Annotated in this window: 18 protein-coding genes, 6 tRNA genes and 1 rRNA gene; 4 read left to right on the top strand and 21 right to left on the bottom strand. The window is 48.1% G+C overall.

Annotated elements, in window-relative coordinates:
• Nucleotides 1-66 precede the first annotated feature (66 nt).
• Both LIZ87_RS06980 and LIZ87_RS06975 read left to right on the top strand, forming a co-directional pair.
• Entirely contained in the window at nucleotides 67-1,584 is a 1,518-nt protein-coding gene (locus tag LIZ87_RS06980) for an alanine/glycine:cation symporter family protein (RefSeq protein ID WP_227146002.1), read from the top strand.
• A 45-nt stretch (nucleotides 1,585-1,629) separates the two neighbouring features.
• Nucleotides 1,630-3,036 carry a tyrosine phenol-lyase gene (locus tag LIZ87_RS06975; protein ID WP_227146000.1) on the top strand — a complete coding sequence of 469 codons (1,407 nt, stop codon included), beginning with the start codon at nucleotides 1,630-1,632 and terminating at the stop codon, nucleotides 3,034-3,036.
• Between the two features lie 84 nt (nucleotides 3,037-3,120).
• Here LIZ87_RS06975 and LIZ87_RS06970 read toward each other — a convergent pair whose 3' ends face one another.
• From LIZ87_RS06970 to thrS, 13 genes are all read right to left on the bottom strand, one after another.
• Nucleotides 3,121-3,588 (bottom strand): RidA family protein, encoded by a 468-nt coding sequence (locus LIZ87_RS06970; RefSeq protein WP_178315584.1) that lies wholly within the window; start codon nucleotides 3,586-3,588, stop codon nucleotides 3,121-3,123.
• 27 nt (nucleotides 3,589-3,615) lie between these two features.
• Nucleotides 3,616-4,521 (bottom strand): lipoate--protein ligase, encoded by a 906-nt coding sequence (locus LIZ87_RS06965; RefSeq protein ID WP_227145998.1) that lies wholly within the window; start codon nucleotides 4,519-4,521, stop codon nucleotides 3,616-3,618.
• Between the two features lie 4 nt (nucleotides 4,522-4,525).
• Nucleotides 4,526-6,187, bottom strand: coding sequence for a dihydrolipoyl dehydrogenase (gene lpdA, locus LIZ87_RS06960; RefSeq protein WP_227145997.1), 1,662 nt, complete (start codon nucleotides 6,185-6,187; stop codon nucleotides 4,526-4,528).
• Nucleotides 6,188-6,208: 21 nt separating this feature from the next.
• On the bottom strand, nucleotides 6,209-6,652 hold the full coding sequence (locus LIZ87_RS06955) for an OsmC family protein (RefSeq protein ID WP_227145995.1): 444 nt from the start codon (nucleotides 6,650-6,652) through the stop codon (nucleotides 6,209-6,211).
• Between the two features lie 14 nt (nucleotides 6,653-6,666).
• Nucleotides 6,667-7,050, bottom strand: a complete 384-nt coding sequence (locus tag LIZ87_RS06950; RefSeq protein ID WP_178315575.1) for a cupin domain-containing protein — start codon at nucleotides 7,048-7,050, stop codon at nucleotides 6,667-6,669.
• A 9-nt stretch (nucleotides 7,051-7,059) separates the two neighbouring features.
• Nucleotides 7,060-8,226: an aminotransferase class V-fold PLP-dependent enzyme gene (locus LIZ87_RS06945; RefSeq protein ID WP_227145993.1), complete on the bottom strand. Its 1,167-nt coding sequence runs from the start codon at nucleotides 8,224-8,226 to the stop codon at nucleotides 7,060-7,062.
• Between the two features lie 18 nt (nucleotides 8,227-8,244).
• A complete protein-coding gene (locus LIZ87_RS06940; protein ID WP_178316631.1) occupies nucleotides 8,245-9,495 on the bottom strand; it encodes a dicarboxylate/amino acid:cation symporter in 1,251 nt (416 codons plus the stop codon).
• A gap of 311 nt (nucleotides 9,496-9,806) precedes the next feature.
• Nucleotides 9,807-11,888 (bottom strand): sigma-54 interaction domain-containing protein, encoded by a 2,082-nt coding sequence (locus LIZ87_RS06935; protein WP_227145991.1) that lies wholly within the window; start codon nucleotides 11,886-11,888, stop codon nucleotides 9,807-9,809.
• Nucleotides 11,889-12,289: 401 nt separating this feature from the next.
• Nucleotides 12,290-13,582 carry a TRAP transporter large permease gene (locus LIZ87_RS06930; protein ID WP_178316628.1) on the bottom strand — a complete coding sequence of 431 codons (1,293 nt, stop codon included), beginning with the start codon at nucleotides 13,580-13,582 and terminating at the stop codon, nucleotides 12,290-12,292.
• Nucleotides 13,582-14,064, bottom strand: coding sequence for a TRAP transporter small permease (locus tag LIZ87_RS06925; RefSeq protein WP_178316627.1), 483 nt, complete (start codon nucleotides 14,062-14,064; stop codon nucleotides 13,582-13,584). The genes LIZ87_RS06930 and LIZ87_RS06925 overlap by 1 nt, the downstream gene beginning before the upstream one ends.
• A gap of 116 nt (nucleotides 14,065-14,180) precedes the next feature.
• Nucleotides 14,181-15,254: a C4-dicarboxylate TRAP transporter substrate-binding protein gene (locus tag LIZ87_RS06920; RefSeq protein ID WP_227145989.1), complete on the bottom strand. Its 1,074-nt coding sequence runs from the start codon at nucleotides 15,252-15,254 to the stop codon at nucleotides 14,181-14,183.
• Between the two features lie 298 nt (nucleotides 15,255-15,552).
• A complete protein-coding gene (locus tag LIZ87_RS06915) occupies nucleotides 15,553-16,638 on the bottom strand; it encodes a type I phosphomannose isomerase catalytic subunit (protein WP_178316969.1) in 1,086 nt (361 codons plus the stop codon).
• Nucleotides 16,639-16,891: 253 nt separating this feature from the next.
• A complete protein-coding gene (thrS, locus tag LIZ87_RS06910; RefSeq protein WP_178316970.1) occupies nucleotides 16,892-18,646 on the bottom strand; it encodes a threonine--tRNA ligase in 1,755 nt (584 codons plus the stop codon).
• A gap of 480 nt (nucleotides 18,647-19,126) precedes the next feature.
• Here thrS and LIZ87_RS06905 point away from each other — a divergent pair, with 480 nt between their 5' ends.
• Together LIZ87_RS06905 and LIZ87_RS06900 are read left to right on the top strand one after the other, a co-directional pair.
• A complete protein-coding gene (locus tag LIZ87_RS06905; protein ID WP_227145987.1) occupies nucleotides 19,127-19,549 on the top strand; it encodes a DUF3842 family protein in 423 nt (140 codons plus the stop codon).
• A complete protein-coding gene (locus LIZ87_RS06900) occupies nucleotides 19,536-19,778 on the top strand; it encodes a hypothetical protein (RefSeq protein ID WP_227145985.1) in 243 nt (80 codons plus the stop codon). The genes LIZ87_RS06905 and LIZ87_RS06900 overlap by 14 nt, the downstream gene beginning before the upstream one ends.
• 241 nt (nucleotides 19,779-20,019) lie before the next feature.
• On the opposite strand, the gene LIZ87_RS06895 is transcribed toward LIZ87_RS06900, so the two are convergent.
• The 8 genes from LIZ87_RS06895 to LIZ87_RS06860 form a co-directional block, all read right to left on the bottom strand.
• Nucleotides 20,020-21,873: a DUF5050 domain-containing protein gene (locus tag LIZ87_RS06895; protein WP_227145983.1), complete on the bottom strand. Its 1,854-nt coding sequence runs from the start codon at nucleotides 21,871-21,873 to the stop codon at nucleotides 20,020-20,022.
• An 82-nt stretch (nucleotides 21,874-21,955) separates the two neighbouring features.
• Nucleotides 21,956-22,028: transfer RNA gene (locus LIZ87_RS06890), tRNA-Lys, on the bottom strand.
• Between the two features lie 13 nt (nucleotides 22,029-22,041).
• A tRNA-Phe gene (locus LIZ87_RS06885) sits at nucleotides 22,042-22,114 on the bottom strand.
• Nucleotides 22,115-22,145: 31 nt separating this feature from the next.
• Nucleotides 22,146-22,219: transfer RNA gene (locus LIZ87_RS06880), tRNA-Met, on the bottom strand.
• A gap of 52 nt (nucleotides 22,220-22,271) precedes the next feature.
• A tRNA-Tyr gene (locus LIZ87_RS06875) sits at nucleotides 22,272-22,353 on the bottom strand.
• A 42-nt stretch (nucleotides 22,354-22,395) separates the two neighbouring features.
• Nucleotides 22,396-22,468 (bottom strand) — tRNA-Val (locus LIZ87_RS06870).
• Between the two features lie 38 nt (nucleotides 22,469-22,506).
• A tRNA-Asp gene (locus tag LIZ87_RS06865) sits at nucleotides 22,507-22,580 on the bottom strand.
• Nucleotides 22,581-22,642: 62 nt separating this feature from the next.
• Nucleotides 22,643-25,533 (bottom strand): 23S ribosomal RNA (locus LIZ87_RS06860).
• Between the last annotated feature and the right edge of the window lie 146 nt (nucleotides 25,534-25,679).

Genomic DNA, 25,679 nt, shown 5'->3' with positions numbered 1-25,679 from the left:
ACCTCGACAAGCAGTACCTATCCAAAACTACTGAAGGTCGTATCTTATGGAGGTGATATAAGGAGGATGGAGATATTTAGCAGATTTACAAATCTAATCGTGAAATTGGTTACATCACTAAATGATCTACTTTGGGGGGACTTATTTGTATTAGAGTTTTCCAATGGTGAAACGCAATTTGGGATCTCATTGCTGGTACTGATATTGATTCCGGCAGGATTCTACTTCACAGTAAAGACTCGTTTCTTACCATTCAGGCTGTTCCCGGAGATGATTCGTGCAACCTTGGACAAAAAGAGCAGTGATGATGAAAATTCCATTTCAGGACTACAAGCATTAATTATCGCTACTGCCACCCGCGTAGGAATGGGGAATCTGGCGGGCGTAGTAGCAGCCATATCCTTTGGAGGCGCAGGCGCCGTATTCTGGATGTGGCTCACCGCTCTGATTGGTTCGTCCAGTGCTTTTATCGAATCAACTCTGGCACAGATATATAAAGAAAAGGATCCATTATATGGAGGCTATCGGGGAGGCCCCGCATATTTCATGGACCGCATACGTCTGGTGACAAAGATCAAACGTGAGGATGCCTTTGTGAAGGACGTACATAAGGAAGCGGAGTATGTAGCGACTGACGGTCAGACCTACTACAGCAGAGGCTGCAAATACACATTATTAGGCATCGCGTTTGCCCTTTCCGGCCTGCTTTGCTGGGCAGGTATCAGCCAGGTAGTTGCAAACTCCGTTACCACAGCATTTAAGAACGCATTCGGCATACCGCAGATTGCCACCACCGTTGTACTGGTTGCCATCTCAGCAGCCATCGTACTCCGGAAGAATGCTACAGTGAAGATCCTGGATTTTATCGTTCCGATTATGGCCTGTGCCTACTTCGGCATCACATTGTTCATCATCATCAAGAACATTGCCCTTTTACCAGGCGTTTTCAAGGATATCTTCTCTCAGGCATTTGGATTTAAGGCAGTCGCAGGAGGCGGCCTGGGTGCAGTCGTTATGAACGGCGTAAAGCGCGGCCTGTTCTCCAACGAAGCAGGAAGCGGCTCCGCTCCCTGTGCAGCAGCTGCAGCAGAGGTAAGCCATCCTGCAAAGCAGGGACTTATCCAGTCCTTAGGCGTATTCATCGATACACTGGTGATCTGCAGCTGTTCCGCATTTATCATGCTGCTGGCTCCCAGCGAGGCAGTGGAAGGTCTTGTAGGAATGGATCTTCTCCAGGCAGCTATGAACCACCACATGGGCCAGTTCGGCGTTGTATTTATCGCCGTGATCCTGTTCCTGTTCAGCTTCTCCACCTTCATCGGCATTCTCTACTACGCCAGATGTAATGTGGCCTACGTATTTGGAGACAGCTGGACCGCCCAGACCTGTTATAAAATTTTCGCCCTGGTAATGCTCTTTGTAGGAGGCGTTGCCGCTTACACCTTCGTATGGGATTTGGGCGACTTAGGCGTAGGACTTATGACCATCTTCAATATGGTAGTTATCATTCCACTGTCCGGTCAGGCAATTGCAGCCCTGAAGGACTATGAAGCAAATTACATGATCAAAAAGAGTACAAAATAGCATCATAAAATGCAAAACAATAATCATTAAATCAAGGAGGATAATATGGATAAGAGAAATTTTGCACCGGAGCCTTATAAGATCAAAATGGTAGAGTTAATGGGCAACCTGAACAAAGAAGAGAGAAAAGAAGCAGTTAAGAGAGCTGGCTACAACACCTTCCTTATTAAGTCTGAAGAGTGCTTTATCGACCTTTTAACAGACTCCGGCACAAATGCAATGAGCGACAGGCAGTGGGCAGGCCTTATGTTAGGCGACGAAGCTTACGGCGGATCCAGAAACTTCTATCATCTGGAAGAGACTGTACAGGAGCTGTTCGGCTTCAAGTACGTAGTTCCTACTCACCAGGGACGCGGCGCTGAGAACATTCTGTCCTCTCTGACCATTAAGCCAGGCGACTATGTACCGGGCAACATGTATTTCACAACCACACGCTTCCATCAGGAGCGCAACGGAGCTACCTTCCGCGATGTTGTTATTGACGAAGCTCATGATCCAAGCGCAGTTCTGGACTTCAAGGGCAATGTTGACTTAAATAAGTTCCAGGCTCTGATTGATGAGGTTGGCGCTGACAGGATCCCTTATATCTGCCTTGCAGTTACTGTAAACCTGGCAGGCGGACAGCCCGTTTCCATGGCTAACATCAAGGCTGTTGCTGAACTGGCTCACAAGCACGGCATCAAGGTGATGTACGATGCTACAAGATGCGTAGAGAACGCATACTTCATCAAGACAAGAGAAAAAGGCTACGAGGACAAGACCATCAAAGAGATCGTTCGTGAAATGTTCTCCTACGGCGATGGCTGCACAATGTCCGGTAAGAAGGACTGCTTAACCAATATCGGCGGCTTCCTCTGCATGAATGACAAGGATCTGTACGTTCGCGCCTGCGGCATGGTAGTACAGTTTGAGGGTATGCCAACCTACGGCGGCATGGCAGGAAGAGATATGGAAGCTATGGCGATCGGCCTCAGAGAAGCTATGGATTACAACTACATCAGCCACCGCGTAAATCAGATCCGTTATCTGGGCGAGAAGCTGGATGCAGCAGGCGTTCCAATGGTAAAACCATACGGCGGCCATGCAATCTTCGTAGATGCACGCGCATTCTTAGATCACTTAGATCAGAAGACAGACTTCCCGGCACAGGCTCTGGCAGCAGCTGTTTATGAGTACTCCGGCGTAAGAACCATGGAGCGCGGCATCATCTCCGCCGGAAGAGATGTGAAAACTGGTGAGGATCACGTTCCGAAGTTAGAGACCATCCGTCTGACCATTCCGAGAAGAGTTTATACCTATGCTCACCTTGACTACGTAGCTGACGCTATCATCCAGCTGTATCAGAGAAGACATGACATCAGCGGCCTTAAGTGGGTATATGAGCCAGAAGTTCTCCGCTTCTTCACCGGCCGCTTCGAGCCGAAGAATGGCGAGCTGATCAAGGGCTTCTAATTCATACCAGCCAGTCCATATAAGTCCATATAGATAAAGGGAAACTGCTGCACCAGCCCAGGTGCAGCAGCTTCCCTGCATTTATCAATCCTTCAGCTCAACGATGCATTCGATTTCCACCGGAATATTCCACGGAAGAGCTGCCACGCCAATGGCAGATCTGGCCGGAAGTCCGGCCTCCTCCCCAAATACATCCTTTAACAGCTGAGATGCCCCATTGATCACCTGGGGATGCTCATAAAAATCAGGTGCAGATGCCACAAAGCCTAAAATCTTTACAAACTTTTTGATCCTGTTGAGATCGCCCAGCTCATGATGCAGATTGGAAATGATATTCACCATACATCTTCTGGCAGCCTCCTGGCCTTCTGCGATGGTATACTCTGATCCCAGCTTTCCGCACATGTTTTCATCTACAGAATTGTGGGGAGCTGTTCCTGATACATACAACAGGTGATCGCCATAAGGCTGTATACTGCTGTAAATACCGCCCTTTGGAGTTGGCCCTAAAAGAGATACTCCCAATTCTTCTAATTTCTTGTAAACATCCATGTTATTTTTCCTCCTTTTTTTCGTTCATTAGCTATTTAAGTGCCTGCGCACCTGTTCCTCTTCAAAAAGACAGCCGATCAGGCCCTGCTCCAGCTTATGAAGCTCCAAACCTTCCAGGGAATCAGAAGAAAGAGCTGCCTCTGCGATCAGCCCATTCTCCACACGGACCTTCAGCCTGAAAATGCCCTTTGCAGCAGCAATATCCATTGAGGCCTCATAGGAGGGGCATTTCCCCAGATTCCACTCCGGGTCCCTATACTTCGCGCTGGAAGAAGGCAGCCGTTCCTTAAAATCCCATATTTCCACAGCTGCCGGTCCAAAGCTTTCCCTATAGCATTTTATCAGGCTGTCTGCTACTGCCTCTGCCGTAATAGCAGGACATATGCTCTTTAAATTAACCACCCTGCTCCTTACGGAAGAGATCCCCTTTGCATCCAGCTTAAGCCTGGAGGGCGTTAAGGCCTTTTCCATAACCTCCATGTCCAGATCGATCATGATCGTCCCATGATGATAAGAAAAACCATCCTCTGAGTAATATGCCTGTCCGGAAAATTTTCTTCCATCATAGAGAAGATCATTCCTTCCGGAAAAGCAGCATTGGATCCCCAGTGACAAAAGCGCCTGGCTGATCAGCCTTGTCTGGCTTTTTGCATCCATTTCCTCTTCCCTGCACAGAAAGGTGTAATTTAAGTTTCCCAGGTCATGATAAACTGCTCCTCCTCCTGATAAGCGGCGGGCCAGCTTCATTTTTTTCCTGCTCATATATCCCGGATCACATTCCATATAGGGATTCTGGTTCCTGCCGATCACCACCGTATTCTGGTTCTGCCACAGATAAAGCCATGTGCCCTCATGGGGAGTAAACAAAAGCTCCTCCTCCAGCGCCAGATTAAGATAGGGATCTGTTTCTTTGGAGACAATGATTCTTCCCATAACGCTATCTCTGATAGTGGAGAGCGCCAATGGATAAGCCCAGATCAGCCTCGTAGATGGCCTCTGAGGTCGTTGGGTGGGCAAATACCATATCTGCCAATTCTTCATCTGTCATTTTCCTGCTGACTGCAGCAGTAATAGTGCTTATCAGTGCAGATGCATCCGGTCCCACAACAGCGCCTCCTATGATCCTTCCATCCTTTTCAGAACGTATCAGCTTCACAAAGCCTTCTGTCTCTCCCATGATCTTTGCCTTGCCATTGGCCGCAAAAGGAAACCGGCTGACCTTTACAGAAAGTCCCTGTTCCCTGCATTCCTTCTCTGTCTTCCCTACACATGCCGCTTCCGGATGGGTGAAGATCACGCTGGGGATCTGATCATAATCCATGGGATGGCCTTTCCCGCAGATATCATCCACCGCAATGATCCCCTGATGGGAGGCTTCATGTGCCAATGCCAGCTTTCCGGTAATGTCCCCGATCCCATAGATGCCCGGAACATTTGTCCTCATTCTGTCATCGATCTCCACTGCGCCTCTCTCTGTAAGAGTTATCCCTGCGTTTTCAAGACCCAGTCCGTCTGTAACAGGCCTGCGCCCGGTAGCAGTCAGAACGGCCTCCACGGCGATCAAATGCATCTGTCCCTCTGTCTGAAAAGAAATCACAGAATGACCGGAATCTGTCCCTGATACGGCTGTCACCCTTGCTCCTGTATAGAGATGTATTCCCTGACGGACTGCCTCTGCCGCGATCGTCTGAACGACGTCCGGATCAACATTACCTAATATCTGGTCCAGATATTCGATCACATACACCTCTGAACCCATATTTCGGTAGAGAAATGCAAACTCCATGCCGATCACGCCGCCTCCGATAATGGCAATGGAGCCCGGAAATACTCCCGCACCCAAGGCCTCCTCACTGTCCATCACGGCTGCACCTGTTTTTTTGCTGTCTGTCACAAAGCCGGGGATCACGGGGCGGGATCCTGCTGCAAGAATAGCATGTTTAAATAAGATTTCTCTTTCTCCGTCCTCCAGCTCCACAACTGCGCTGCGGTCTCCTGTTAATTTTGCACTTCCCTTCAATATAGCAACTCCTGCACTTTGAAGAAGCCCTTCCACGCCATTTCTTAAATCCTCGCAGATCCTGTCCTTCCGTTCAAATATGGCCTTTGTATCTGCCGCAGCAGAAGATACATGAATGCCAAAGGAATCAGCCTCCTTTATGGACCGATAGAGTCTGGCTGACTGGAGCAGCGCTTTTGTGGGAATACATCCGCAGTTGAGGCAGGTGCCTCCCAACAGGCTCTTTTCCGCTAAGGCTACCGACAATCCCTGCTTAGCGGCATACAGCGCAGCTACATAACCTCCCGGCCCTCCTCCTATAACAAATAGATCTGCTGTAAGAGGTTCTTTTTCCACTCCGCTGTCTGCTGCAAGCTCCTCAAAAAGAAACATATTCTGGCCGGAACGGATATTTTCTCCCGGACTGCACAGCACTTCTGTTATCAGTCCATCCGCCGGGGCTTTCACCGGACGGTTTCCCTTGCCTGTCTCCACCTGTGCAAGAATCTGTCCGGCCCTCACAGATTGCCCAGGCCGGACTTCAACGGAGCCAATGATGGCAGGCGCTTTTCCCATAACGGGGCCCATTTTAATTTCCATTCACAATGCTCCTTTTATTCTCTACTCCTGTACCAGTTTCGGAGGCGCAAGCTCTACTCCATGGCCTACGCTGTCTCCCACAGGACACTGCTTTTCTACCATTTTAATGAGCTGTAACAGCTGAACCTTTGGAGCGCTGCTCTTTATATGAAAGACAGAGCGGATGCGCTGGAATCCGGGACGGACCGAAGGGTCTGCACCTGAAAAGCCATCGGAATCCATATCTCCCTCAACCTCTACAGAAAGCTCATCGATCTGAATGCCATAAAAATCTGCATAGATCATGGCTGTTATGGTCTGGCAGGCTCCGATGCTTCCCAAAAGCAGCTCCACAGGATTCATTCCTTTATTATCACCGCCATTTTCCTCCGGCTCATCGATCACCAGGGAAAAATCCCTGGCTTTTACCTGAACCTGAAGATTTTCTTTGTGATCTGCTGTTGCACGGTATGTTTTAAGTGCCATGCTTTCCCTCCTTTTTAACAGCCTCTGGTCAATGCAAGTGGATCCGTATCTCCTTCCACTGTAACCGTACACAGGCTTATCAGATCCTCGGTTTCTGAGGTATTCCAGAATGAATGAGGAACTTCAGATGGTACAAATACCCATGTTCCTGCTTCGATATCATAGGTGGTGTCTCCAATCTGGAATTTTCCATGTCCTCCTATGCATACAAACCAGTGTACCCATGGATGATGGTTATTGGCAGCCATCCCTCCCGGCTTTAAGGTAAAGCATCTCATGACATGGGTATCCCAGAAACGCTCCGGTCCAAACACAATCCTCTTTTCTCCGGCCAGCATATGGGCTCCCGGATCGATCATCGGAAGATCACTTATTTTTCCACATAAAACTTCACTCATAATCCCTATTTACCTCCTGGTTTCTTCTAAACGTTTTTTTAAATAATCCATCAGACGGTCAATATCATTCCTGTTGTTATAATAATGAATACCTATACGCATTTTGTTCTTTCCCTGCACTCTTATGCGCACTCCGGCCCTCCTGGCATCCGCATCCGTGATCTTAAGCTCCTCCGGATAAGTGATGGAGGTAAGGCTGGAACGGTGTTCCATATCATGTTCAAATGCAATAGAAAGGCCGGGAACCTCCTTTACCCTCTGATACAGATACTCTGAAAGCTCCAATATATAATTCTGGATATCCTCTGCTCCCAGGCGCATATAGGTATGTATCACCTCTGTCAGTCCGTAAAGCCCGGGTGCGGGCAGGCCTCCATTCTCAAAACGGCAGGCAGTCTCGCTCATAATAAGATCAAAGGGACCGCCATTGATTCTGTCGCTGACATTTGCCCATCCCATTTCTGTCTGAACAAGAGAAGGCATAAAGGAGGGAGCAATATAGGCAAAGCCCAATCCCTGGATACCCTGAAGCCATTTGTAGACAGAGGTTGTCAGAAAATCAATTTCCATTTCCTGAACATTGATCTTCATTGCCCCGCAGGACTGGGTCGCATCCACTCCAAATGGAATGTGATGCTCCCTGCACCAGTGTCCAATGGCCTTAAGATCATGGCGGTAGCCGGTCCCACTATCCACATGGCATACGGTCAGGGCCTTGGTGCGCTCATCTGCCAGGGCAAAGAGGGATTCCGGTGTGATCTCGCCATCCACTGTCTTTGCCACCCGAAGCTCGATGCCCAACGTTTTCTCCAGATTAAGCCACTGGTAAGTCATAGCGGGAAACGCCGTTTCATACAGAATGACATTATCCCCCTTCTCCAGCTTCAGTCCATTGCAGAAAATATTAAACAGGGTGGAAGAATTCTGCCCGAAGGCAATGGTCTTCCCATTTTCCGCGCCGATCATTTCTGCGATCTCATCTCTGACAATGTCCGCAAATTCCCATTGCTCATGATAATAGTCAATATCCATCCCCAGATCTGTCCGCTCCTGAAGATAGGTGCAAATTGCATCACAGGCATATTGGGGAATTGCACCTGTCGTAGAGGTGTCCAGGTAAGCATAACGCTCCAGCACCGGATAATGGCGCCGTTCCAAATTAAATTTATTACTCATGGCAAATCCCTTTCAAGCTTATAATTTTACTTCTCCAGATGCCAATCTCTTTTCAAGCCAGTCTTTTCCCTCGATCAGCCTTGTTACCATCATGGAAGCAATGGTATCACCAGTTGCATTGATGCATGTACCCGGAGGGTCTACCAGGAAACCGATCGTTGCCAGCAGCGGAAATGCTTCTGCCGGGAAGCCGTACAGGCTTACGATCAGCATCTCACCGATCAGGCCGCCTCCCGGAACACCTGACATCACCACGCCTGACATTACAGCGATCAGCATGGCAGAAACAAAGGTTCCAATACCGGTAAATGGCTTTCCATAGAGTCCAAAGAGGAAGGCGATCTTTAATATACTGGAAAATACAGTGCCGTCCATATGCATGGTAGCTCCGATAGGAAGGATGATCTCCCGGATATCCTTTGGCACGCCGATATTTTTTGCAGCCTCCAGGTTCACCGGAAGAGTTGCCACAGAGCTCTGAGTTGCAATAGAGGTGGCAGTTGGAGGAAGAATATATTTATACATTACCTTTATGCCCTTCTTTCCTGCTGCCCAGTAAGCATACAGGGTAAAGAACACAAGGAAGTAAAAAATACACATTGGATAATAAACCAGCATTGCACGTCCATATGCGCCTAAAAGCTGTGGGCCGAACTCGCCTACCAGGTTAGCAAAGTAAGCTGCCAGACCAATAGGTGCATATTTCATAATAATATCAATAACCTTCATCATAACATCGGAAAGATTATTGAGAAGCTTTCCTACATAGCTCTCCTCACCGCCGCAGTAGCTTACGCAGAAGCCGAACAGAATGGAGAATACGATCAGCGGAAGCATATTTTTTCGGGATAAAAGAGCGGAAAAATCATTGACTGTAATTGCATTTACAATGGCATCTGACAGCTTCACTGCCTCCAGCTCCTCTGCCGCCTCCACTGCGATCTCAACGCCCTTTGCAGGCGGGAAAATGGTGACAGCACCAATGATCAGGACACCTGCGATCACGCCTGTGACAACAAATACAAGGAGCATATTCCCCAGAATGCTTCCCAGGCGCTTCATATTCATCATATTTCCTACAGCGCTGGCAATGGTGGTAAATACCAGAGGAACAATGGCGGTGAACATCAGGTTCAGGAAAATATCGCCGAAAGGCTTTAAAACCGTCGCCTTTTCGCCCATAACTACACCAATGATGGAACCAATAATAATAGATCCAACTAAAAGGATCGGAAAACGGTAGTTTTCCCATACGGACTTCTGCTTTATCTGACTACTCATACAAACCTCCTATTAATAAAATAGTTTACCAGAAACGCAATCTTTATCATCCGGATGAATAAAAAGGTTCTGATCGTGTAATTACACGATTATTAATCGCAAAAGTCGTGCCAAATTTAGGAAATAATAAAAAAACAGCAAAAAAGCAGTTAAAAAATCATAAAATCAAAATTTTTTAACTGCTTCTCTTCAAAAAATGATGGTATTTACCTATAAATTTAAGGTCTTAACGGATATTTATCAAAAAAAGAAATTAATATGGTCGATTAATTGGACGATATTTCATCCAATTAATCAAATCAACGCCCATTTTCCAGGAACATGATCCCTCTTTCTGTGATCCTGGTGCCTCCCCGGCCCTTAGAAACCTTCACATATCCCATACGTTCCAGGGAAGCCAATATCTCACGCACCTCATATTGACTTAAGAGAATATGCGCTTTTTTTGCCTCCTGTACCAGATACTCCCTGCCTATGGTGACACCGGATCTGGCTCCCGCAGCCAGGGTATCCAGGATAAAGCAGTATTCCGTATACCGCTTTCCCGCCGCCTCACGCAGGGTCATGGCTTCCACTCTCTCCTCATACGATCTGTGAACTGCTGTATGGTTTTTTACTGCAGGCTGCTCATAAAAACCAGGAGGAAGATCCTCCTCTTCGATCACCGGCTTATCCAAATAAGAAAAATACTCTGCATAGTTGCGCAGCTCCCGTATATTTCCCCTCCAGGAATGGCTCAGAAGCGCCTTTTCCACCTTAGGCGAAACAGAAAAGCTGCTGTCTAATTCTCTTTTAAACACCTCCAGAAGAGGCAGGATATCTTCTTTTCGTTCTCTCAATGGCGGCAGATTGATCGGAAGCGTATTCAGACGGTAATATAGATCCTGACGGAAATTTCCCTCCTCCATAAGCGTTTTCAGATTTTCATTGCTTGCTGCAATAATACGCACATCCACGCTGATCAGACGGTTATCTCCGATCCGCATGACCTCGTGCTCCTGTATGACCCTCAGAAGCTTTATCTGCAGCAGCTGGCTCATTCCCTCCACCTCGTCTAAAAAGAGGGTCCCTGTGTGGGCAAACTCAAACAGTCCCATTTTTCCGCCCTTTTTTGCCCCGGTAAATGCTCCGTCCACATAGCCGAACAGCTCGCTTTCCAGAAGATTTTCCGGCAGGGCTGCACAGTTGATCGCCACAAAGGGAAAATTTCTGCGCTCAGAGGCATTATGGATCGCATGGGCAAACAGCTCTTTCCCGGTTCCGCTCTCACCAGTGATCAGAATGGAGGACTTTGTGCCGGCCATCTTTCTTGCAATATCCTTGACCTTCAGAATAGCCGGGCTGCTTCCGATGATATCGTCAAAGGTATATTTCGCCTTATGCCCCTTATCCATCAGCTGGATACGCAGCTTGTGCTGGCGCGCCTCCTCCTCGCCAAAATGCTGGAACATGGCGATGGCTCCTATATGGCTCCTTTTTCTCATAATAGGGACAACGCTTGTATTGATAGGAATCCCATGAAACCGGATGAGCCTGTCATTGATCGTGCGGGAATTCATACGGCACTCTGAAAAGGGAAGGAAGGGGACCACTGCTTCCGCTTTTCTCCCAATGGCATCCTCCAGGGAAAATCCAATTATTTTTTCTGCCTTTTTGTTGTAGACAAAAATGTCGTCATTTTCATTGATCCCAATAATCCCGATATCAAGAATATCGATCAGGCTCTGAAAGCTGGATTCCAGGCGGAAGGAACGTCCCATAAGCTCATCAAAGCTGTAACTGTTGGAGGCAATGGAGGAGAGATAGGTGTGTATGTGGGGATCCTCCAGCATATCATAGAACTTCAGCTTCAAAAGGACCTCCACTACGGTATTGCAGTCTATGACCCTCTGTCCCAGATTGATCACTGTCTTGATCTCCTCCGGCACATATTTCTCTTCATCAGGCGTCACAGCCAGAGAGATTCCCTCCAGCGCACTTTTATCAGCCCCCGGATACCAGGGCCTGAAATGAAGATGATTTACCCCCAGCTGATTTAAGCTGGTGATACATTCCTGGGACATTTTCTCACTGAAATTGACAAACAGAACCTTCGTGCCTGCCGGGATTTCATTCAGCCGTTCCAGAGTTTTCTGGGAAAAGGTTACAAAAAACAGGACAACATCCGAATCCTCCGGAAGCTGTTCCCTCAGGTTCGGAAGATGCTCTGCCGCATCTGTTGTAATACAGTACAGATCCGCACCGGGAAGCCCCTTTTCCTGAACCTCGCTGACAGAAGAGCTTGTTACAGTAATCTTATCTGCAAACAGGGACTGGAGCACAGATGTATGATAAACAGACGCTCCTTTATCACAGGTGATCACAATAATTGACTTTTTCATAGAAATACCCTTTCTCTGGTAAAGCTGACTGATAATTAATAGAATTATACGATTCTGTATGGAGAAATGCAAGACTTCGACTGCTTGAGCTTCTGAAATTTGCGCTCTGGGCGGGGGGAGGGAGGCCGATGCTCCGGTTTCGGACATAAGAAGCACTAAGCCCCCTGATTTTTCCTAAAAGCCAGAGAGGCATCAAAGCAACTCGCTGCGCTCAAACAATCATTGATGCCTCTCGGAACAGAAAAACCAGCGGACCAAGTGCTTCTAATGTCCTGCAAAGTCGCTCCGGCCTCCCTCCCGCCGCCCAGAGCGCAAATTTCAGAAGCTTAACCTCCATACATATGTAAAAAGAGCCATATACTGACAGCTCTTTCAGTATACAGCTCATTTTTTCTATTACATTAAACTGCGCTTACCCCATACACCAGATTCGGCAGGAACAATACCAGCTTCGGGAAGAAGATGCAGATTGCCAGTGTGGCAAAGATTGCAATGAACAGCGGTATGGAATACTTCGTCGTCTCTTCTACCGGGCAGTCCATGATGTTGGAGCAGGTGTAAAGTGCAACGCCTACAGGCGGTGTGGAGCAGCCCATGGTAACTACGGTCATCATGATGATACCAAAGTGAACCGGATCAATGCCGTACTGTGTGATGATCGGGATCAGGATAGGAGTAACGATCAGGGTGATAACCGTTGTCTCCATGAACATTCCGAATACGATCAGCATAACAATGATCAGGAACAGAAGGATGATCTTGTTGCTGGTAAGGCCTACTAACATGGTAGTAAGTGTCTTTGGCAGCTGATCAAATACAACGCCGTAGCTGAAGATACCGGAGAAAGCCAGGATCATGGTGATAACAGAAAGATCCTTTACGCTGTCAACAACGCACTTCTTGAAGCTCTCCATATCCAGCTCCTTATAGATGAACACACCTACAAACAGAGCGTAGAACACTGCAAATGCACCGGACTCAGATGGTGTCATTACGCCGAAACGGATCAGCACGATCAGAAGAACCGGGAACATCAAAGCCCAGATACTCTCAATACAGGACTTGATGACTACAGGAAGTGGTGATGGCTTATCGTGATCCGGCTTATATCCGTAGTGGCGGGCAGACCAGGAGGTCGCGATCATCATGAATGCACACATGATAAAGCCCGGAAGGAAACCGGCTACGAACAGACGGCCAATGGATACCTCACCCACTGTTCCATAGAGGATCAGTCCCATGGAAGGAGGAATCGTTGCAACGATCAATCCTGACAAGCAGTTGATGGCTGCTGCCCAGCCGGGAGCATAACCTCTCTTTGTCATCTCAGGTCCCAGGATACGGCACTCCATTGCTGCGTCAGCAACTGCAGAACCGGATACGCCGCCCATCAGGGTGGACAGTACCACGGATACCTGTCCGATGGAGCCATACATATGTCCTGTCAGGACATTTGCCAGCTTTACAAGCCTGGAGGTGATACCTGTATTGTTCATAAGGTTGCCGGCAAAGATAAACAGAGGGATTGCCAGCATGGTAAATGACTGTGTCGTGGAAAGTGACTTCTGTACCAGGATCGTCCACGGGATCTCAGGACGCATAAGGAAGAATGAGAATCCTGAAACAGCGATCGCAAATGCAACAGGCATGCCTAAAAACAGCAGCACTAAAAAGAAACCAATAGCACTTAACATTATACTGCCCCCCATTCTTTCATTGGTCTTCTGATATCATTCCAAAATTTTCCGATCATGCTCAAAAACATGAAAAATGAACCAACAGGCACTGCGAGAGTACACCATGCATAGCTCAGCTTCAATGTGTTAAAGGTTCTGTTCCAGCTCTGTGATACAAGCATAAAACCATATACGATCAGGATCAGCAGGAAGGTGAGCATCATCACATCAAAGATCAGCATCAATACCTTCTGAATAAACTTTGGCAGCTTATTGGCAAGCATGTCAATGCGGATCAGGCTGTTATTCTTGATGATGATATCAGCCCCAATAAATGTCAGCCAGCCAAATGCCAGCAGGGATACATCCTGTGCCCAGTTGATCGGCATACCGATGGTTCTTGCCACTGCAGACAAAAATACCAGGATTGCGATCATAACCAGCATAATACCAGCCAGAAGCTCCTCCACCTTTAAAATCATGTCTGAAATTTTCTTCATTCTAAGCTTCCTTTCTATAACAAACAACAAAAGCTCTTATCTTATTCTCTTGACAAGGCCCGGAGTCTGGCTCCGGGCCTTGTGTAAGAAACTTCCATGCAAATCCGGCACAATCCTTAGTTTGTCTTGCCGATCTCCTTGTAAAGCTGTGCTCTTAATTCCGCATAGCCCAGCTTCTCATATACTGGCTCTACTGCCTCCTTGAAAGGTGTTACATCCGGCTCTATGATCGTCATGCCGGCCTCTGCCATCTTCTTCTCTGCGTCCTCTACCTCTGACATTACATCTGCTGCTGTGGTCTTTCCTACCTCTGTTGCTGTCTCTACTAACAGAGTCTGAAGATCCTCCGGCAGGCTCTTGAACCAGCTCTCTCCGCAGATCAGGCCCTGCATTAACTGGAAATGGCCTGTCTTTGACTGATAGGAGCATACCTCATAGATCCTGGATGGATAGCTGGATGTATTCTGTACCTCGCAGCCCTCCAGTGCCTTTGACTGGATTCCGTTGTATACTTCTCCCCAGGACATGGAGATCGGAGTTGCTCCCATTGCGGAGATGGTCTCTGTACATACCTCCTGGCCGATGGTTCTGATACGCAGGCCCTTTAAGTCATCCGGTGTGTTGATCGGCTTGTTTGTCATGAATTCACGCGGTCCGTCATAGAATGTGAAGGACAGGATACGGATGCCATGATCGTTGGAAAGGGTATCGCACCAGCCCTTGAAGGTATCTGTCTGGGTGATCTTATAGCACTCGTCATAATTGTCTGCAAAGTAGCCCATCATCAGGATGGAGAAATCCTTTACATACTGGCCCATACGGGAAGCGTCTGTATTTACTGCTACGTTTGCGCCCTGGATAGCCTGCTCTAATACGTCCTCGTCCGTTCCTAACTGTCCTGCCGGGAATACGGTTACCTTTAATCTGCCGCCAGACTTCTCATTTAACTCATCAGCCAGCTTCTGATAGTTTCTTGTGATCAGAGCCTGCTCTGTCTGGGAAGTGGAGATCTTCAGCTCATATACCTGGTCTGGCGCTGCCTCTGCTGCTGCGCTGTCTCCACCCTCTGCTGCCTGTGTTGCTGCGGGAGCTGCTGCCTTTGTTGTTCCCATACCCGGCATACCGCTGCAGGCGGTAAGAGCCATCATTGCCATTGCCAGTAATCCTGCTGCTACATGTGTCTTCTTCATACAAATATCCTCTCCTTCAATATGATCTTATACAAGAATTTCCCTCTTTTTACAGGAAATCCTCATTAACAAGGAAAGTATAAACGTTTACATATTCTTTATCAATATATTTACACAAACCTTAGCAACACTATAACATTTCATTAACATGACTCTAACAATATTTTAGCGCCTCCTTAACATTTACATTTTTTATAAAAAAAGAAAGCCGGATAGAAAAACTGTCCGACTTTCTCAGGCTATAAACAAATTATGCTTTCTGCAATGGGATTTCAAGGGCAAAGCTCTCGAACTGGAATCATGATTCCATATCCTTTCCCGGATATACGATTCCCAATTCTGTTCCCTCGTCCGTAGCAATTTCATATGATTCCACTGCTGCCGCGATCACAAAGCTGTCTCCCCTTTTCAGCCTGATTTCTTCCTCTCCGGCCTTCATGACGCAGGAGCCGCTGCACACAACCCCCAGGGTAAACATATGGTTATGGCTGATCTCTGCCTGACCATCTACCTTCAGCTTCTCCACAAAGAAGCATGGCGTCAGCTTTTCATCTACCAGGCGCAGGCGCTCAAATCCTTCCCTTTTTTCAAGAACAGTGGGGGTGATCCTGCATTTTTCAATAATATCCTCTTTGGAGTACTCTTTATAATCAAAGATATCCAGACAGAAGTCAAGGCCTCTGCCCATAAAGCGTCCCTCCTCAGGAACAATGATCCCCTCACGCTCAAATTCGCATCTCACAACAAGGTCAGAGGGCTCCATGATCTCCAGCATTGTGATTCCTTCGCCGATGGCATGAGGCATTCCTCCTGGGATGTACCACACCTCACCTGGCTTTACGGGGATCTTCTCAAAGCATCCGTCCATTTTTTCCTTATCCTGGACCTCAACAATGTGCTTCCATTCCTCTTTGGTGGGTGCATGCTGGAAGCCCAGCCTGATATAGGGATCGATCCCATCCCTTGCACCCAGGATAAAGTAACATTCCAGCTTTCCGTAAGGCTTTCCCATTACTTCATTTGCAAATTTTGTGGAAGGATGAGCCTGTACATGAAGTCTCATGGCAGAGTCCAATATCTTGAGCAGGAAGCTCAGCTGCCAGGAGCCGTCCTTATGGATGCTCTCCCCCAGATAATACGCTCTCTCCCTATCCACAATATCTCTCAAAAATTCCTTCCCATTCTCTGTCTCAATGGCAATGAGCCCTTCATGTGGAATAACCTCCATGCCTGGGTTCGTTGCCTCCACCATAGAACCAACCCATTCCTCCGGCATATTATTATCCACACAGACAGTTTCCCCATGAAGGGCATCGATCCCCGCACCTCCCAGGTAATTTCTTCTGACGCGGTTTCTCGGAAGCTTTATCAGTCCCTTTTTCATTTTATCTACCTCTCCTTTGCATGATCATAGAGCCTTTTTGAGGGTAGTATATCATTGTGATCATGCGATTTCAATACAGAATTTTTATCTGCATTCTTTTTATCTGTAAATCAGAAGCTCATAGATATAAAAAAGAATTTTGTTTGCGGACTTCTCCTCCTGCGGCGGGCCGATTTAGCGACATAATTCCGATCCGCCGCAGTGCGATCCTGCCAGTCGGGCGAAAGCCTCTTTTTCGCTTGAAAATAAAAATTTATTTTTCTCTTGAAGCAATCATTTTCTTCACATCTGCGATGAAATCGTCCAGTCCGGCAGCGCCCAGATCGCCCTTATCGCGGCTTCTCACGGTAATCGCGCCCTCTGCGGCCTCCTTCTCACCCAGCACCAGCATGTAGGGAACCTTCTCAAGCTGTGCCTGGCGGATCTTGTAGCCCACCTTTTCATCCTTGTGATCCAGCTCGGTACGGATTCCCGCAGCCTTTAACTTCTCATATACGCCTGTAGCATACTCCATAGACTTCTCAGATACTGGGATCACCTTCACCTGAACAGGAGCCAGCCATACAGGGAACTTTCCTGCAAAATGCTCGATCAGGATACCGATGAAACGCTCAATGGAGCCAAAGCATACGCGGTGGATCATGATCGGGCGCTTCTTTGTGCCGTCCTCGGCCACATACTCTGCCTCAAAGCGCTGCGGAAGCTGGAAATCAAGCTGGATCGTTCCACACTGCCAGGTACGTCCGATGGAATCCCTCAGATGGAAGTCGATCTTCGGGCCATAAAATGCGCCGTCGCCTTCATTGACAATATACTTTAAGCCCATTTCCTCCAGTGCATTGCGCAGGCCGTTTGTTGCCATCTCCCAATCCTCGTCAGATCCCATAGAATCCTCCGGCCTTGTGGACAGCTCTACAAAATATTCAAATCCAAATTGGGTATATACCTCATTGATCAGCCTTGTTACACCCTTGATCTCATCTGTGATCTGCTCCTGAGTCATGAAAATGTGGGCATCATCCTGATTGAAACAGCGCACGCGCATCAGGCCGTGAAGCTGTCCGCTCTTTTCATGGCGATGAACCAGTCCGATCTCACCCACTCTTAAAGGAAGGTCACGATAAGAACGCGGCTGAGACTTATATACCAGCATACCGCCGGGACAGTTCATTGGCTTGATTGCATAATCCTCATCGTCAATGACCGTAGTATACATATTAGCCTTGTAGTGATCCCAGTGTCCGGAGGTCTCCCAGAGCTTACGGCTTAAGATAACAGGAGTCGATACCTCCTGATATCCCTCTCTCAGATGGATCTCACGCCAGTAATCGATCAGCGTATTCTTTAAGGTCATTCCCTTTGGAAGGAAGAATGGGAAGCCTGGTCCCTCCTCTGCAAACATAAACAGGCCTAATTCCTTGCCCAGCTTTCTGTGGTCACGCTTCTTAGCCTCCTCCATCATGGTGAGGTAAGCTTCCATATCTGCCTTATTTGCAAATGCAGTGCCATAGATCCTGGTAAGCATCTTGTTCTTCTCGCTGCCTCTCCAGTAAGCACCTGCGATACTTGTCAGCTTAAATGCCTTTACACCCTTTGTATACATGATATGAGGGCCTGCACACAGGTCAGTGAATTCGCCCTGTGTATAGAAGCTGATGGTCTCCTCCTCCGGCAGATCCTCGATCAGCTCTACCTTGTATGGCTCCTCCTTCTCTTTCATGAACTGGATTGCCTCATTCCTCGGCAGCACAAATGGTTTTACAGGCAGGTTCTCCTTTACGATCTTAGCCATCTCTGCCTCTAATTTCTCCAGATCTTCAGGAGTAAAGCCTCCCTCTCTGTCAAAGTCATAGTAAAAGCCATCGTCAATGGCTGGTCCGATCGCCAGCTTTGTCTCGGGATACAGCCTCTTTACTGCCTGTGCCAGCACATGGGAGGCTGTATGGCGGATGACTCTTAACTCATCCTCTGCTTCCTGGACGCTTCCATCTGGTAAAATCATTTTCATGGTGATAAACACTCCTTTCTTTTCTGTGTTTGGTATCTTCTGGAATATGTCTTTATTGGTCTATGAAATAAAAAACCCCCGGACATATTCCTATGTCCAAGGGTGCATATACACGGTTCCACCTTGATTTTCACTCATTTATCCCTTAACGCGGGGCACGTCGGCATTTCATCTCAAAAGATTAAGATATCCCTGCCGCAGCTCAGGACTGGTCTTCATAAACACTCTGCATACAGCCCTTCCACCTGCCGGCTGCTCTCTGGATGCTTCCTGTTCACTACTGGTTCCTTCAGCGCTTTTCGCATTTCTGCTAACTCTGATTATAACATTTGCCCCCAATTTGTCAATACCCTTGTAACAGTTCAGATTTCCCCGCCGTCTGAACTGTTACATACCCTTACGCTTTTGTGGATAACCTTTACTTTCCATTCCGATTTTGTTAATATATCAGGTAGAATGATAGAAAAAGAAGGTAGTTACATGAAGATTGTCATTATCGACGGCCAGGGCGGCCGCATGGGAAAGGCCGTGATCGAACAGCTCCACAGGCGCTATCCGGAACTTGAGACATATGCCATCGGCACCAACAGCATTGCCACATCCGCCATGCTAAAGGCGGGCGCATCCTACGGTGCCACTGGTGAAAATCCTGTTATCGTCAATGCCCAGGATGCAGACATGATCATAGGCCCTATCGGCATTGTCATGGCAAATGCTCTTTTAGGGGAGATCACTCCTGCCATGGCAGCTGCCATCGGCACCAGCCGGGCCTATAAAATACTGATCCCGGTAAACCGCTGCAATCATTTTATTGTTGGGATCCAGGAAAATTCTCTGTCCGAATACATTAACATGGTCTGTGAAGAGGTTGGAAAGGAAGTGGGAAAATATGAGAACCGTTGAATTTAAAATGGAACGCCAGGGCCTTGTAAATGTGGGCGATCAGGTAAAGATCATTGAGCGCGAGGGCACAAGCAGCTACAGCTATATTATAGACCCGGCTGTAGCCATGTCCGGCTGCTTTGCTGCCAGGGACCGCATCAAATCAGAATACGGCATTGTAAAGGATATCCGTGAAAATGCAAGAGGTTTTTATGTGGTCGTGGATTTTGACGAGGATATGCCGAAATAGACATATTTTGAACAAAGTGGGCAAGCCCGCCTCAACTCCCCACTCCTCAATCCCCAGGGGCTTTGCCTGCTTTGCGCGCTACCGCGCGTGCTCTGCTTTTTAGAGCACATTTTCCTTCGCACGGCGTGTGCATCCTGCCGATCGGGCTTTTTGTTACATAGGAGGCTATGGAGGAGTTTCCTATGTAACGTAAAAAGCTGTTCTTCCAGCGATCGTATATCACTGGAAGGACAGCTTTTTCTCAACCTATAGGAATGATCTCCACCTCATCTGACGGCCGTGTAGTGGGAACAGGCACCGTGGGAGCCAATGTGGAAGGTACCGGCGTATTGGGAGCCGGTATTGTAGGCGCCGGGACAGTAGACGATGGAGCAGAAGGAACTGCCGTAGTAGGTGCCGGCTCAATGGGAGAGATGGGCGCTACCGTTCCTGTAGCAGCAGAGGTCTCCTCTCTGTTTGTTCCCTCTGTCACAGGATCCACATCAGATCCGATAGGCTTTATAACAGCATCTGTTTCCTCCTCCTTTTCTTCAGAGGCAAATTCGATTGATGTCTTATTGGATGCAGACAGCTTCACGGCCTTTGACCAGAGAACACTGGTGATCCCCCTGGATTGGCTCCACTCACAGTCATGCCAGAGGCAGTAGACCTCCCCGTCCTTTGCCATAACCAGCTCCAGCATATCATTTCCAGCCACATATTTTCCCGTTCTGGCCTCCCCGTCATGGAGCTTTAATATAGTTCCATCTTTCTTTATCACAACCACAGAGCCATAAGCCTGTTTCCAGGGAGCGGGATGGTATTCTCCATAGATTTCCCCTTCCTCTTCAAAGTAATACATGGTTTCTACCGTACCTAAAAATCTCTGGCTCACAGCCGTCTTCTGGCTTCCATCCAATCCGGCCTTAAATATCTGACTATACCATTCACCGCTTGTAGCCTTGTCCACATAAGCGCTGTAAAAAATAGAATTATCCACAATACAGTAGCTCTGTACACCATAATTTTCGTGGATAACGGTTTTATCCCCTGAAGCTGTCTTACTGCAGACAGCGCTCTTGGTACCGCTTCCGCTCAGGTAATAGGTGACACCGTTTGCCACAGGCTGTCCATGCTTTACCGCTGTGATCTTCCCGTCCTCATCAAATCGGTAGATCCTATCCCCCATTGTTATGCTGCCTCCGGTACTGGCGGAGGGAGGATTTCCTATTGCATCTACCAGATAACAGCTGTCATCCTTTATGATCACAGAATACTGCTCTCCTCCTACAGGCATCTCCGTTCCCGATGTGGCAGAATATATCTTACCGTTCTGAGAGTAATAAATAATACCATTTAAGAAGAAATAACCGCCCACATCCTCAGCAATGATCTCTTTCGTCTTCTGGCCTGGTATCATCCTTACAAGAGTGTCACACAGCTCCTTCTCAGCCTCTGTGAGTAAGGCTGTGCTGCTTTCCTTGACTTTTGGAAGATAATATACGTAATCACCTTCTGCTCTCATAGAATTGCGCGTAGTTCTCTCCGGGGCATCTGCATCTCCCAGAGGAAGAACCTTATTTTCCACTGTTCTTCTGTAGAGAATGGTCTTAAATATTCCTTCCTCCTCATCATCCAGATAACACCAGAAGGCATTTGTCCTAACAAGACTGTCCAGATTTTCCCCCGTATTGTCAGGAACATAGCTCAGATCTACCTGAATATCCTTTAAATATCCCTTTGTATCATGGAAGGTATACATTTGGCCCTCATGCTCCCACTGGCCTGTCATCATGATCCCTTTATCATCAAAATAATACAGGAAACCTTCGACCTCCAGCCACTGGCTGACAGCATATTTTCCTGTCTCTTTGTCGATCAGGTACTTCCAGCCTTCGTCCGTCTCATTCCAGCCTTCCGTTTCCTTCTTTTCAATCTCAATAGCTTCTGTGGAGGTTTCCTCCTCTGTTATGGCTTCCAATTTTTTATAATCTGACTGTATCTTTCCAAAAATCGTCACCACAACATAGATCGCCGTCACCATAACAACTGCTGCAACCAAAATCAAAAATACTGTTTTTATGGCTGAATCATCATTTCTGCGTTTTTTGCTCATAAGCATTTCCTCCATATAATTTCTTGTAAAGAAAAACAGCGGTTTTCCCTGCATCAACAAGAAAACCGCTATTTAAAGTTCATGAGCGTGCCGGGATTCGAACCCGGGACAACTTGATTAAAAGTCAAGTGCTCTACCGACTGAGCTACACGCCCCTATTTAATTCAATGCCCAAAGTCGGAATCGAACCAACGACACGAGGATTTTCAGTCCTCTGCTCTACCAACTGAGCTATCTGGGCTTATCTTTTGCATAATTTATTGCAAAAAAAATTGCGGGGGCAGGATTTGAACCTACGACCTTCGGGTTATGAGCCCGACGAGCTTCCAGACTGCTCCACCCCGCGCTAGGATTTAATTATAAAACTTATAAAATGTTTTGTCAACAAACATTTTAAATGGGCGAAGGTGGATTCGAACCACCGAAGGCATTGCCAGCAGATTTACAGTCTGTCCCCTTTGGCCACTCGGGAATTCGCCCATATTGATAGTATATACAGTTTTCTGTAAGAAATACATGGAATGGGGCCTACAGGGCTCGAACCTGTGACCCTCTGCTTGTAAGGCAGATGCTCTCCCAGCTGAGCTAAGACCCCAAATTGCATATAAATTGTCTTGCATGTAAACATGCAAACGACCCGGAACGGGTTCGAACCGTCGACCTCCGCCGTGACAGGGCGGCGCTCTAACCAGCTGAGCCACCGGGCCATTTAAGGCATATACATACCTTCAAAACCACATATTGAACTTTCCGATTTCAACCTAACCTTTTGGATAAGCCCTCGACCGATTAGTATTGGTCAGCTCCATGCATTACTGCACTTCCACCTCCAACCTATCTACCTCGTCGTCTTCAAGGGGTCTTACTCGCTTCTGCGATGGGATATCTCATCTTGAGGGGGGCTTCACGCTTAGATGCCTTCAGCGTTTATCCCGTCCGGGCTTGGCTACTCTGCCATAGGCTTGGTAACCTAACAGATACACCAGCGGCCCGTCCATCCCGGTCCTCTCGTACTAAGGACAGCTCCTCTCAAATATCCTTCGCCCGCGCCGGATAGGGACCGAACTGTCTCACGACGTTCTGAACCCAGCTCGCGTACCGCTTTAATGGGCGAACAGCCCAACCCTTGGGACCTGCTACAGCCCCAGGATGCGATGAGCCGACATCGAGGTGCCAAACCACTCCGTCGATGTGAACTCTTGGGAGTGATAAGCCTGTTATCCCCAGGGTAGCTTTTATCCGTTGAGCGATGGCAATCCCACTTTCATACCACCGGATCACTAAGTCCTAGTTTCCTACCTGCTCGACCCGTCGGTCTCGCAGTCAAGCTCCCTTATGCCTTTGCACTCTTTGGATGGTTTCCAACCATCCTGAGGGAACCTTTGAGCGCCTCCGATACCCTTTCGGAGGCGACCGCCCCAGTCAAACTCCCCACCTGACATTGTCCCCCGCCCAGGTCATGGGCGCAGGTTAGAAACCCAATACCGCAAGGGTGGTATCCCAACAGCGGCTCCGCAAAGACTGGCGTCCTTGCTTCTTTGCCTCCCACCTATCCTGTACATGCAGTACCGAATCCCAGTATCAAGCTGGAGTAAAGCTCCATGGGGTCTTTCCGTCCTGGCGCAGGTAACCAGCATCTTCACTGGTATTTCAATTTCACCGGGTGCATTGTCGAGACAGCGCTCAAATCATTACGCCTTTCGTGCGGGTCGGAACTTACCCGACAAGGAATTTCGCTACCTTAGGACCGTTATAGTTACGGCCGCCGTTTACTGGGGCTTCAATTCAGAGCTTCGCGTTTCCGCTAACCCCTCCTCTTAACCTTCCAGCACCGGGCAGGCGTCAGCCCATATACCTCACCTTACGGTTTTGCATAGACCTGTGTTTTTGCTAAACAGTTGCTTGAGCCTATTCTCTGCGGCCTGATTTCTCAGGCACCCTTTCTCCCGAAGTTACAGGGTCATTTTGCCGAGTTCCTTAACAATGCTTCTCCCGCCGGCCTTAGGATTCTCTCCTCATCCACCTGTGTCGGTTTACGGTACGGGCACATATCACACTATAGCGGCTTTTCTTGGCAGCCCGGATCTCACACTTCGCTACTTTTGTTCGCTTCGCATCACGCATTCGGATTACCGGACGGATTTGCCATTCCGGCTCCTATCTTCGCTTGCCCTGGTCTTCCCATTCCCAGGATGTGATACCTTTCTGCGTCCCCACAGTTCTGATGATATGCGGTACAGGAATTTCAACCTGTTGTCCATCGGCTACGCCTCTCGGCCTCGCCTTAGGCCCCGACTTACCCAGAGCAGATCAGCTTTACTCTGGAAACCTTAGATATTCGGCCTGGAGGATTCCCACCTCCATCTCGCTACTCATTCCGGCATTCTCTCTTCTTAGCGCTCCACAGCTCCTTATCGGTACTGCTTCGCTGCGCTAAGAATGCTCCTCTACCAACCCCTTGGGGTTCCTAAGCTTCGGTGTTGTGTTTTAGCCCCGGACATTTTCGGCGCAGGACCTCTCGACTAGTGAGCTATTACGCACTCTTTGAATGTGTGGCTGCTTCTAAGCCAACATCCTAGTTGTCTCTGAAATCCCACATCCTTTTCCACTTAACACACACTTGGGGACCTTAGCTGTAGGTCTGGGCTCTTTCCCTTTTGACTACCCAACTTATCTCGTGCAGTCTGACTCCCGTACATCATTTATTCGGCATTCGGAGTTTGATATCCCTTGGTAAGCTTTGACGCCCCCTTAGGAATTCAGTGCTCTACCTCCGCTAAACTAATACGAGGCTAGCCCTAAAGCTATTTCGAGGAGAACCAGCTATCTCCGGGTTCGATTGGAATTTCTCCCCTATCCACACCTCATTCCCACCCTTTTCAACGGATGTGGATCCGGACCTCCACGGAATTTTACTTCCGCTTCATCCTGGACATGGATAGGTCACCCGGTTTCGGGTCTGCCTTCGCTGACTTGACGCCCATTTGAGACTTGGTTTCCCTTCGGCTCCGAGCCTATAGCTCTTAACCTCGCCAGCAACGGCAACTCGCCGGACCGTTCTACAAAAAGTACGCGGTTGCACCTTAACGTGCTTCCACAGCTTGTAAACACAGGGTTTCAGGTTCTTTTTCACTCCCCTCCCGGGGTCCTTTTCACCTTTCCTTCACAGTACTATGCGCTATCGGTCACTAAGGAGTATTTAGCCTTGGGGGGTGGTCCCCCCGACTTCCCGCAAGGTTCCACGTGTCTCGCGGTACTCTGGATCCTGCCGCTGCCTATCGCTTTCATGTACGAGACTTTCACTCTCTACGGTCTGACTTCCCAGACAGTTCCATTAACGATTCGGCTCACTTTTGCAGTCCGTAACCCCAGCGTGCACGCACGCTGGTTTAGGCTCCTCCGGTTTCGCTCGCCGCTACTCCCGGAATCGATGTTTCTTTCTCTTCCTCCGGCTACTTAGATGTTTCAGTTCACCGGGTTCCCTCTGTATGGCTATGGATTTACCATACAGTGGCTGAGGGCTTCTCAGCCAGGTTTCCCCATTCAGATATCTCCGGATCAATGGATATTTGCTCCTCCCCGAAGCTTTTCGCAGCTTATCACGTCTTTCATCGGCTCTTAGTGCCAAGGCATCCACCCTGCGCTCTTTATAGCTTAACCAAAATGACTTTCATCTGCGGGTGCGGATTACTCATCTGGGATGCATAGCGTTGCATCCTCTGGTTTTAGGTTTGTTTTGTTTGTTCCATACAATCGCTTGTATGGCCTCGGATGTCTTGATATTCGATTTGAATATTCAATTCTTT

It is taken from the genome of Lacrimispora sp. 210928-DFI.3.58, from assembly GCF_020554865.1.
GTDB lineage: Bacteria > Bacillota > Clostridia > Lachnospirales > Lachnospiraceae > Enterocloster.
The sequence above is the reverse complement of the archived record's forward strand: the minus strand, read 5'-3'. Positions and strand labels throughout refer to the sequence as shown.

Excerpts from the sequence above, each read along its gene's own strand:
- LIZ87_RS06980 (WP_227146002.1), top strand. The coding sequence starts at position 67 with ATGGAGATATTTAGCAGATTTACAAATCTAATCGTGAAATTGGTTACA.
- LIZ87_RS06975 (WP_227146000.1), top strand. The coding sequence starts at position 1,630 with ATGGATAAGAGAAATTTTGCACCGGAGCCTTATAAGATCAAAATGGTA.
- LIZ87_RS06970 (WP_178315584.1), bottom strand. The coding sequence starts at position 3,588 with ATGGATGTTTACAAGAAATTAGAAGAATTGGGAGTATCTCTTTTAGGG.
- LIZ87_RS06965 (WP_227145998.1), bottom strand. The coding sequence starts at position 4,521 with ATGGGAAGAATCATTGTCTCCAAAGAAACAGATCCCTATCTTAATCTG.
- lpdA (WP_227145997.1), bottom strand. The coding sequence starts at position 6,187 with ATGGAAATTAAAATGGGCCCCGTTATGGGAAAAGCGCCTGCCATCATT.
- LIZ87_RS06955 (WP_227145995.1), bottom strand. The coding sequence starts at position 6,652 with ATGGCACTTAAAACATACCGTGCAACAGCAGATCACAAAGAAAATCTT.
- LIZ87_RS06950 (WP_178315575.1), bottom strand. The coding sequence starts at position 7,050 with ATGAGTGAAGTTTTATGTGGAAAAATAAGTGATCTTCCGATGATCGAT.
- LIZ87_RS06945 (WP_227145993.1), bottom strand. The coding sequence starts at position 8,226 with ATGAGTAATAAATTTAATTTGGAACGGCGCCATTATCCGGTGCTGGAG.
- LIZ87_RS06935 (WP_227145991.1), bottom strand. The coding sequence starts at position 11,888 with ATGAAAAAGTCAATTATTGTGATCACCTGTGATAAAGGAGCGTCTGTT.
- LIZ87_RS06930 (WP_178316628.1), bottom strand. The coding sequence starts at position 13,582 with ATGTTAAGTGCTATTGGTTTCTTTTTAGTGCTGCTGTTTTTAGGCATG.
- LIZ87_RS06925 (WP_178316627.1), bottom strand. The coding sequence starts at position 14,064 with ATGAAGAAAATTTCAGACATGATTTTAAAGGTGGAGGAGCTTCTGGCT.
- LIZ87_RS06920 (WP_227145989.1), bottom strand. The coding sequence starts at position 15,254 with ATGAAGAAGACACATGTAGCAGCAGGATTACTGGCAATGGCAATGATG.
- LIZ87_RS06915 (WP_178316969.1), bottom strand. The coding sequence starts at position 16,638 with ATGAAAAAGGGACTGATAAAGCTTCCGAGAAACCGCGTCAGAAGAAAT.
- thrS (WP_178316970.1), bottom strand. The coding sequence starts at position 18,646 with ATGAAAATGATTTTACCAGATGGAAGCGTCCAGGAAGCAGAGGATGAG.
- LIZ87_RS06905 (WP_227145987.1), top strand. The coding sequence starts at position 19,127 with ATGAAGATTGTCATTATCGACGGCCAGGGCGGCCGCATGGGAAAGGCC.
- LIZ87_RS06900 (WP_227145985.1), top strand. The coding sequence starts at position 19,536 with ATGAGAACCGTTGAATTTAAAATGGAACGCCAGGGCCTTGTAAATGTG.
- LIZ87_RS06895 (WP_227145983.1), bottom strand. The coding sequence starts at position 21,873 with ATGAGCAAAAAACGCAGAAATGATGATTCAGCCATAAAAACAGTATTT.